Raw genomic sequence first — 9,944 nt, forward strand, 5'->3', positions numbered from 1 at the left:
GGCGCAAGGGGCAAGTCCTCGCGGTTTCGGGCATTTCCTGTCCCGACGGGCTCTGATTGACGATTCAATCAGGGCATGGCGCAATGCGGCATACGGGTTTATGAAAGGGAGATGCAGCGCGATGCTGCGCTGCGGCGTTCTTTTGGGAAGGAGTCCCCGATGGCTTCCGATTCTTCGAATTTCTTCCGCGACAACGAGGACCTCCTCTTCCAGTTCGAGCAGGGCTTGAAGTGGGAGGAGATCGTCGAGCTCACCGAGAACGGCTATACGCTGCCCGATGGCCCGAAGAACCTCGACGAGGCCCGGGGCTTCTACGACGAGGTGATGGACGCCACGGGCGAGTTCGCCGCGAAGGAGATCGCGCCAAGGGCTGCGCGCATCGACGCGAAGGGCACCCACCTCGAGAACGGCGACGTGGTCTTCTCGGAGGAGCTCGACGCGGTCTTCGCCGGCCTCAAGGAGCTGGGCCTCTACGGCCTCTCCATCCCCCGCGAGCTGGGCGGCTCCAACTGCCCGATGGCGCTCTACTTCGTCGCCGGCGAACTGATGGCCCGGGCCGACGTCTCGGTGATGACCCACTTCTCGTTCCACGGCGGCATCGCCTCGGCGATGCAGCTCTACGCCGACAAGGAGGGGAGCACCGTCTACGAGAACGGGCGGATCGTGAAGACCCGCTGGGAGCGGGAGATCGCCGAGATCGCCGCAGGCGAGAACTTCGGCTGCATGGTCCTCACCGAGCCCGGCGCCGGCTCCGATCTCGCCGCGATCCGCACCACCGCCGAGGAGCGGGACGGCAAGTGGTACCTGAACGGCGAGAAGATCTTCATCACCTCCGGCCACGGGCAGTACCAGTTCGTGCTGGCGAAGACGGAGAAGGAGGGCGGCCTGAAGGGCCTGTCGCTCTTCCTCGTGCCCCGCCGGATCGAGCGGGACGGCAAGCAGGTCGACAACGTGGTCGTGACCAAGGTCGAGGAGAAGCTCGGCCACCACGGCTCCGCCACCTGCTCGCTGCAATACGAGGACTCGGTCGGCGAGCTGGTGGGCAAGCGCGGCCAGGGCTTCGAGCTGATGCTCCTGCTCATGAACTCCGCCCGGATCGGCGTGGGCTTCGAGGCGATCGGCAACGCGGAGGCGGCGCTGCGCATGGCCCGCGACTACGCCACCGAGCGCGTCACCATGGGCAAGCCCATCGCCCAGCACGAGCTGGTCGCCGAGAAGCTCCTCGACATGGAGATCTGGATCCGGGCGATGCGGGCGCTGGCCTTCGAGGCCGTGAACGCGGTGGAGATCAGCACCAAGCTCGAGCTCAAGCTCCGCAACGACCCGCCCGCCGACCCCGACGAGAAGGCCCGCCTCGAGCAGCGGCAGAAGCGGCTCACCCGCAGGGCCAGGCGCCTCACGCCGCTCCTCAAGCTGATCACCTCGGAGAAGTCGGTGGAGATCAGCCGCGACGCCATGCAGATCTTCGGCGGCATGGGCTACATCGACGAGACCGGCGCCCACAAGCTGCTCCGCGACGCGCTGGTGATGCCGGTCTACGAGGGCACCACCCAGATCCAGGCGCTGATGGCCACCAAGGATCACCTGCTCTGGGCGGTTCGCGATCCGGGCGGCTTCGTGCGGCGCGCTGCACGCGCCCGGCTCCTCTCCCGCACCGCCTCGACGCCCCTCGCCCGGGACGTGAACCGCGCCGACGCCATCCTCCACTCGACCACCGAGACGATCCTCCTGCGCATCTTCGGCAAGAAGGTGCGGAGCGAGTGGGAGGGGGGCCTCCGCGGCAAGGAGCCCACGCAGATGGGCCGCTACCTCGCCCGGCAGTTCCTGCGGCAGTGGGACGTGAAGGCCGACTTCTCCCACGGCCTGCTCCACGCGGAGCGGCTGGCGCGGATCCTCACCGACGTGGCGATCGGGAAGATCCTCGTGCGCCAGGCGGAGCGCTTCCCCGAGCGGCGGCAGCTCGCCGAGCGCTTCGTGCGGAAGATGCTGCTCCGGGTCGAGGCGACGGCCCGGGAGATCGAGGCGAGCGACGACAGCGTCTTCGAGTCGATCGCGGCGCAGCAGGAGAAGGCCGAGACGGCCTGATCGCCATCGCCGCTGCAGCGCATGGGAGGCGGGGCGGCAGAGGCTGCCCCGTTTCTCGTTCATGGGAGGAAACGCCGTCGCCTCCCGTGGAAGCGCAGCAACCGCTCGGGGAAGGCCCGTTCCCCTCGCTTCACGAGCGGTGAAGGGAGCGGCGAAAGTGCTTCCGTTTCGCGTGCAGCACCTGCCGCCCGTTCGCCCGCAGCCGTGCAGCTCCTCGGCAACCCAAGCCCATGCTTGGCTGCACCTCCTACCCATTCGCACACTCATCGTCGCGAAGTTCGGCCGTTTTCGGGGCCAAGGGGGTTTGGGCGATGGTGGAGGCTGGACGGGGCCGCTTGGCGGCCTGGTGGGGGGCGGCGTGTGTCGTCGCCACGATGTCCGTGGGTTGCGGCGAGGATCGTCTGATCGACTGGCCACTGGCGCTGCCCGACGGAAAGCCACTCACGGAGAAGTTCATTCCGACGGTGATCATCCCGCCGGAGCTCGGCGCACCGGCGCCGCTCCTGCCGCCGGAGGCGGAGAAGCCGGAGGGGTTCGGGGTTCTGGCGCAGGGCGGTGCGAGCTGCGCCGGGGAGCCGGTGCAGCTGCAGGCGCGGGCCTTGAGCGGAATCGGGCCCTGGACCTTCCTGTGGGAACCGGCCGAGGGGCTCTCCGATCCCACCGCGCCGGATCCGGTGGCGACCGGTGTCGAGACCCGGAACTACACGGTGACCGTCACCGATGCCACGGGGCAGAGCGCCGAGGCGACAGTGCTGGTGGAGCGGCGGGCGCTGCCGGTCGCCGCCTTCTCGATCGTCGGCGCGGACAACGTCGCCTGCGCGGGTGAGGAGTTGGTGCTCGACGGCAGCGCATCGAGCGCGAGCGACGGCGGCGCGCTCACCTACGCGTGGGATCTCGACGGCACGCCGGAGAGCACGGAGGCGAGCGGCGCCTCGACGAGCTTCCTTCCGAGCGCGGATTCGACGCTGACTCTCACCGTCACCGATGCCGGCGGGTGCAGCGCCAGCGTCTCCCAGCCCTATACCGTTCGGCCCCTGCCGCAGGTGAGCGCCGGTACGGATGGCGGCCTCTGCCTCGGCGGCTCGGTGCGGCTCGGCGGCCCGGCGCAGCCCGGGCTCACCTACGCGTGGTCGCCTGCAGCGGGCTTGAGCGATCCCACCGCCAGCGATCCGCTGGCGACGCCGGGCGCCGACGTGAGCTACACGGTCACCGCCACCGACGGCTTCGGCTGCGCGGCGAGCGACACCGTGCAGCTCGCGGTCAACCCGCTCCCGGTGGCGGACGCGGGACCCGATCGCGAGGTGGCCCGCGGCGGCGAGGTGCGCCTCGTCGGCAGCGCCAGCGGCGGCACGCCCGGCTATTCCTTCGCGTGGACGCCTGCCAACACGCTCGACAACGCCGCGGTGGCGCAGCCCCTCGCCTCGCCCAACAACGACACGACCTACCAGCTCACCGTCACCGACGCCAACGGCTGCGTCGGCGCCGACACCGCGAGCGTCGCCGTTCGCGCCGGCCTCTTCGTCAGCGCCAGCGAGGACCTGCGCCTCTGCCTCGACGGCGGCACGTCGGTCGAGATCGGCGCCAGCGCCTCGGGCGGGGTCGGCACGTTGAGCTACAGCTGGACCGCGAGCCCCGGCTGCAGCGGCTGCATCGACACCCCGAACGCCGCCACCACCACCGTGCGGCCGACGCAGACGACCACCTTCACGGTCACCGTCCGGGATGCGAACGGGACCACCGCCACCGACTCGGTGGTGGTCGAGGTCCGCCAGTCGATCGCGGCATTCGCCGGGCCCGACCGCCAGACCCAACGGGGCGGGGTGGTGCAGATCGGCACGACGCCGCAGCCGGGCTACAGCTACGAATGGAGCTGCGACAACTGGTCGTGCGGCATCTCGGATCCCAACGTCGCCGACCCCTGGGTCGCGCCGGAAGGCAATACCGCCTACCGGGTCACCGTCTCCGACGGCAGCACCTGCACGGGCACCGACACGGTGCTGGTGACCATGGACGTGCGGGTGATCGCCACCGTGCCGGTGGAGGGTTACACGCCCTGGCCCCGCGACGCGCTGATCTGGGTGATCTTCGATTCCGACATGGATCCCGCCTTCTTTGCCGGGAACGTGACCCTCTGGAATCCGGACACCGGTGCGGCGCTGCTCTCCAACGTCCACTACGACGCGGCCACGCGCACCCTCGAGGTCGATCCGCAGTCCTATCCGCAGAACAACCGGCCGGCGGTGCTGCAGATCCGCGGCGGCCCCACCGGCGTGCGCACCCTCGCCGGCGACACGATGTATTCGGATTTCCTGCTCGAATACAACGCGTCGTCGATGGGCGACGGCGCAGCGCCGCGCGCGGCCTGGACCCGGCCCGCCGGCGGCGCCACCGGCGTGCTCCCCTCCACCGACGTGGTGATCCAATTCGACGAGCCGGTCGATCCGCAGACGGTGAACACCACCAGCTTCTCGATCGCCGGTGTCCCCGCGACGGTGAGCTACGACTCGCGCAACTGGACGGCGACGCTGCGGCCGACCCAGCCGCTCCAGGCCAACCGGCTCTACACCGTCCGCGCCGACGGCGTGCGCGACGGCAGCAACAACGCCTCGACGATCGGCTGGAGCTTCACCACCGGCAGCGGCACCGACACCACGCCGCCCACGGTGGCGGGCAGCTCCCCGGTGCCGAACGCCGCCTCCTTCGACGTCGGCACGCCGCTCACCGTGACCTTCTCGGAGGCGATCGACAGCGCCACGGTCGGCGGGGTGCGCCTCATCGACGTCTCCAGCGGCTACCCCGTCGCCGGCGAGGTGATCTACGACGACGCCACCAACACGGCGACCTTCGACGCGAGGCGGATCCTCGAGCCCAACCGGCAATACCGCCTCGACGTCTCGGGCATCCGCGACCAGGCGGGCAACCAGATGAGCGCCCGCTACTCGGCGCCCTTCACCACCACCCAGGTGATCTTCCTCGAGCGCTTCGAGAACGCTGCGGCGGGCTGGATGCTCCAGCAGCCCTGGGCCACCCATTGGCAGGCGACCCGCGCCGGCTCGTCGGGCCTCACCGACAGTCCCACCGGTACGTACGCCGCGAGCGCGTCGCTCACCGCCACCACGCCGGTGATGAGCGTCGCCGGTCGCTCGAGCGTGGCGCTCTCCTTCTGGAACCGGCGGCTACTGCCGGCGGATCAGGACCGGGTGGTAGTGGAGTACTCCACCGATCAGACGACATGGGTGAGCGCCGGCGAGCTGCGGGAGCCCGCGGGCTGGCGGCAGTGGAACGCGATCCTGAACACCGGTGGCGCGGCCCGGCTCCAGGTGCGGCTGCGGCTGGTGAGCAACGCCACGGTGCAGATGGACGGCTTCTTCGTCGACGAGTTCGTGGTGCGCTGACACCTGCCGGCGGCGGGGCGGCGCTCGCCCCGCCGCCTGGCCGCCATTCGAGGGCCGGTCTGTGGCGGTGGACGCCTTTCGGCGTTATGGATCGCGGCGCACCGACCGACGCACCCAGGCCGCGTGCAGGCAGGTCCATGTTCTCGCACGAAGGAAAAGCCCGCTCGTTCTCGGAGAACGCCCGGCTGGCGATCGCGCTCTCCGGCGTCGCCGGGGCGGTCAACGCCACCGGCTTCTTCGTCGTCGGCACCTACACCTCCCACGTCACCGGCAACCTCGCCCGCGTCGGCGACGAGCTGGCGCAGGGGCACCTCGCCCTGGCGTGGGATTTCCTCGTGCTGGTGGTGGCATTCCTCTTCGGCGCGATGACTGCCACCGTGCTGGTCGACGTCGCCAGGCGGATCGGCGGCAGGGCCCACTACCGGAGCACGCTCCTGCTCGAGGCGCTCCTCCTCGGCCTCTTCACCGTGCTCTCCGCAGGCGCAGGTCCCAAGCCCCACCTCTACCTGCTCGTGCTCACCGCGATCCTCAGCTACGCGATGGGGATGCAGAACGCCCTGGTCACCCGGATCTCCGGGGCAGTCGTGCGCACCACCCACCTCACCGGGATCACCACCGACCTCGGGATCGAGCTGGTCCGGCTCTGGATCTGGTACCGGGAACGCACCGCGGGCCTCGGCCTGCTGGGCAGGCTCCGCCACCTTCCCGAGATCCTCGTCCACGAAGAGCTCGAGCGGGCCTGGCTCCACCTCGCCATCTTCGGCTCCTTCTTCCTCGGCGCCGTCGCGGGCCCGCTCCTCTACCTGTGGAGCGGGCACCTCGCCATGGCGCTCCCCTGCCTGGTGCTCGTCTCGCTCCTCGGGCTCGATCTCGCGAAGCGGCGCAGGCCGGCGCCGGCGATGCTGCGGTGATCCTTGTGGTGAGGCGCCGCCTTCTGCGAAAAGAGCGGCGGCCATGACGACCGACGCGCGCCTTCTCCAGCTCCTGGCTCCCTACCGCGGCCGCCTCCTCGCTGCGGTGGCCTGCGCTGCCCTCGCCGCGGTGGGCATGGGCGGCTACGCGTGGCTCGCTGGCCCGGCGGTGCGCCTGCTCATCCAGGGTGGCTCTCTCGGCGCGAGCGGCATGCTCCAGGAGCTGCTGCCCGCGGCCTTTCTCGAGGCCCTCTCCCGCTTCGTCTTCGGCGCGCTGCCGGCGCTGCTGGTGGGGGCCGCTGCGATCAAGGCCGCAGCCTCGGCGGGCTTCAACGCGCTCCTCCCCGGCTCGGTGGCAGCGGCTGCAGCGGATCTGCGGCGGCTCCTCTACGAGCGCCTCCTGCGCGCGGACCCCGGCTTCTACCGGGAGCGGTCGATGGGCGAGCTGGTCTCGCGGATGACCGCCGACGTCTCCAGCGCCGAGTCTGCGGCGACCCAGGTGGTGGCGACCCTCGTCCGCGACGTCACCCAGGCGGTCGCGCTCCTCGTCGTCTGCGCCTTCATCGACATCCGCCTGGTGATCGCCGCGGCGGTGGTGGTGCCGGGCACGCTGGTTCCCGTGCGCCGCTTCGCCGCGAAGCTGCGGGCCATCGGGCGCGAGCAGCTCGCTGCCCAGGCCGCCGTCGCCCGCCGCGCCGAGCAGATGCTCCAGGGCCACCGGATCGTCTCCGCCTACAACGGCCAGGCCTTCGAGACCCGACGCTTCGGGAAGGCGAGCCTGCGGCTCCTCGAGACGATGCGGACCTCCTTGCGGCTCCGCGCCGCCTACAGCCCGACGATGGAGGGTCTCGGCGTAGTGGCGATGGCGCTGGCCATCGCCTACGCGGGCCGGGCAGTGGTGGCGGGCAGGCTCCCGCCCGAGGCAGTGATCTCCTTCGCCGCTGCGGCGCTGATGCTCTACCAGCCCTTGAAGGCCCTCGGGAACCTGGGGCAGCAGCTGGCCCAGCTCCGCGCCGCAGCCGACCGGGCCTTCGAGATCCTCGACGCCCCCGACGCCATCGGCGACGCCCCCGGCGCGCGCCCCGTGCCCCCGCCGCGGGAGGTCCGCCTCGAGGGCGTCTCCGTGCGTTACGGCGACCGCGAGGTGATCCACGACCTCGACCTCACCTTCCGGGCCGGCGAGACGGTGGCGCTGGTGGGGGAGAGCGGGGCGGGCAAGAGCACCATCGCGCAGCTGCTGCTCCGCTTCGTGGAGCCTTCCTCCGGCAGCGTGCGCTTCGACGGCGTCGACGCCAGGGAGATCGCCCTGGCCTCGCTCCGCTCCCACGTGGGCTACGTGCCGCAGGAGACGGTGGTCTTCGCCGACACCGCCCGGGCGAACATCACCTGCGGCGCCGCGCTCTCCGACGAGGTGGTCCGGCGGGCTGCCCGGGAGGCCAACGCCCACGTCTGGATCGAGCGGCTGCCCGGTGGCTACGACGCGGTGCTCGGGGAGCGGGGCAGCAACCTCTCCGGTGGCGAGCGCCAGCGCCTCGGCGTGGCCAGGGCCCTGGCCCGCGGCGCCCGCGTCCTCGTCCTCGACGAGGCGACCAGCGCCCTCGACGCGGAGAACGACGCGCTCCTCCAGGAGGCCTTCGCCCGCGCCCTCGGCGGCGAGCGGATCGGCGTGATCATCAGCCACCGCCTCGCCTCGCTGCGTGGCGTGGACCGGGTGGTGGTGCTGGACGGCGGCAGGGTGGTGGAGGACGGGCGCCCCGACGACCTCCTCCGGGCCGGGGGCGCCTTCTCCCGCCTCTGGCAGCTGCAGGCTGCTTAAGGCGCGCTGGGCGAGACGGTGCGGCCCTGGTGCGCCTTCGCGTCCCGCAGCCAGACGAGCACGTCGACGTAGGAGAGGATCCCCACCAGGTGATCCTCGTCGTCGAGGATCGGCACCGCGCCGATCCGCTCGTCGGTGAAGAGGTCGAGGGTCTCCGAGAGTTTGTTGTGGGTCCGCATCACCACCGGATCGGGGATCATCACGTTGGAGACCGGCTCGTCCAGGCGCGAGCGCTCGACGCTGGTCCAGTCGAGGAAGTCGGTGCCCAGCCTGCTGCGCAGGTCGCGCTCGGAGATGATCCCCACCAGGCGGAACTCCTCGTCGATCACCGGCAGGTGGCGGAAGCCGCCCTCGAGGAGGGCGCCGGCCGCATCACCCAGGCTGGCGTCGGTGCCGATGGTGATCGGGTCGGGGGTCATCACCCGGGCCACCGGCACGTCGGTGAGGTTCTCGAGGGGCAGGCGCTGCCCCGAGAGGGCGCCGAGCAGGTCGCTGTCGGTGACGATCCCGCAGAGCTTGCCCTCGCCGTCGAGAACCGGGAGGGAGTGGATGTGTTTGGAGAGCATGAGGCGGATCGCCTCGTCGGTGTCGCCGTCCACCGAGATGGTGACCGGCGGCCGGGGCATCACGTCGTAGACGGGGACGAGCCGCGGATTGCCGGGCTTCGCGGCGTGCTCCATCAGGTCCATCCGCGAGATCAGTCCCACCACCTTGTCGTGGGAATCGAGGACCGGCAGGTGCCGGAAGCGGCGGAACCGCATCAGGTCCGAGGTGAGCCCCAACTCCTCCCACTCCCGCACCGTGTAGACGTTGCGCGTCATCACATCGCCGATACGCATGTGCATCTCCCCTTCCGCTCGCTGGCGGTTTTGCAGCGCTTGCGGATGAAGCTAAGCCCCCCCGGGAATCGGTGACGGGCCCGCCTGTCCGCCCCTCGACAAACGGAGCGTTTGCGTCTATCCGGGGCGGGCCATGACGAATTTCGCCAAGCCCGATCCCGCCAATCGCTTCGTTCTCCGCCAGGTCCTCGAGGCAGCCCGCCGGCACGGCGCGCGCGGCATCGCCGTCTTCGATCTCGACTCGACCCTCTTCGACAACAAGCCCCGGCAGGCCCGGATCCTCCGGGAGTTCGGCGCCGCCCACGGCGTCCCCGCGCTCGAGGCCTGCACCGCCGACCACTGGACCTCGGGCTGGGACATGAAGCCCGCCATGCGCGCGGTCGGTCTCTCCGACGAGCGGATCGAGGCGATCGCCGCACCGGCGAAGGAGTTCTGGCGGGAGCGCTTCTTTACCAGCCCCTACTGCATCGACGACCGGCCCATCGCCGGGGCGCCCGCCTTCGTGCGCGCCGTGTGGGAGGCGGGGGCGACGGTGGCCTACTGCACCGGGCGCCACGAGCCGATGCGCGCTGGCAGCGTCGAGAGCCTGCGTCTGGGCGGGTTCCCCGTCCCCGCGGGGGAGCGGGCCACGCTGATCATGAAGCCGACCTTCGAGGTCACCGACGACGACTTCAAGCGCATGGCCCACGCCCGCCTGCGGGAGATGGGTACGGTGATAGCGGCCTTCGACAACGAGCCGATCCACATCAACGACTACCACCGGGTCTTTCCCGAGGCGCTGGCGGTGCACCTCGCCACCGATCACTCGGGGCGCGAGGTGGCGGTCGAGCCGAGCATCCCGGCGGTGGCGGACTTCACCCTCCCGTAGCCGCAGGGCCGCGCGCCCGTGGCACGGCGC

6 protein-coding genes are annotated in these 9,944 nt (G+C 71.0%); 5 read left to right on the top strand and 1 reads right to left on the bottom strand.

Features of this window, described 5'->3' with window-relative positions; genetic code table 11:
- Window positions 1–159 precede the first annotated feature (159 nt).
- From ACESMR_RS15550 to ACESMR_RS15565, 4 genes are all read left to right on the top strand, one after another.
- On the top strand, window positions 160–2,085 hold the full coding sequence (locus ACESMR_RS15550; RefSeq protein WP_373048014.1) for an acyl-CoA dehydrogenase family protein: 1,926 nt from the start codon (window positions 160–162) through the stop codon (window positions 2,083–2,085).
- A 311-nt stretch (window positions 2,086–2,396) separates the two neighbouring features.
- Window positions 2,397–5,480: an Ig-like domain-containing protein gene (locus tag ACESMR_RS15555; RefSeq protein ID WP_373048015.1), complete on the top strand. Its 3,084-nt coding sequence runs from the start codon at window positions 2,397–2,399 to the stop codon at window positions 5,478–5,480.
- A gap of 137 nt (window positions 5,481–5,617) precedes the next feature.
- Window positions 5,618–6,391 (top strand): YoaK family protein, encoded by a 774-nt coding sequence (locus ACESMR_RS15560; protein WP_373048016.1) that lies wholly within the window; start codon window positions 5,618–5,620, stop codon window positions 6,389–6,391.
- 43 nt (window positions 6,392–6,434) lie between these two features.
- A complete protein-coding gene (locus ACESMR_RS15565) occupies window positions 6,435–8,207 on the top strand; it encodes an ABC transporter ATP-binding protein (protein WP_373048017.1) in 1,773 nt (590 codons plus the stop codon).
- Here ACESMR_RS15565 and ACESMR_RS15570 read toward each other — a convergent pair.
- The gene (locus ACESMR_RS15570) at window positions 8,204–9,046 is read right to left on the bottom strand and encodes an HPP family protein (protein ID WP_373048018.1); all 843 of its coding nucleotides are present in this window, start codon (window positions 9,044–9,046) and stop codon (window positions 8,204–8,206) included. The two genes, ACESMR_RS15565 and ACESMR_RS15570, sit on opposite strands and share 4 nt — an antisense overlap.
- A gap of 133 nt (window positions 9,047–9,179) precedes the next feature.
- On the opposite strand from ACESMR_RS15570, the gene ACESMR_RS15575 reads away from it, so the two are divergent.
- Window positions 9,180–9,914: an HAD family hydrolase gene (locus tag ACESMR_RS15575; RefSeq protein ID WP_373048019.1), complete on the top strand. Its 735-nt coding sequence runs from the start codon at window positions 9,180–9,182 to the stop codon at window positions 9,912–9,914.
- The last annotated feature ends 30 nt before the right edge of the window (window positions 9,915–9,944 follow it).

It is taken from the genome of Vulgatibacter sp. (assembly GCF_041687135.1).
In the GTDB taxonomy this organism is placed as follows: domain Bacteria; phylum Myxococcota; class Myxococcia; order Myxococcales; family Vulgatibacteraceae; genus JAWLCN01.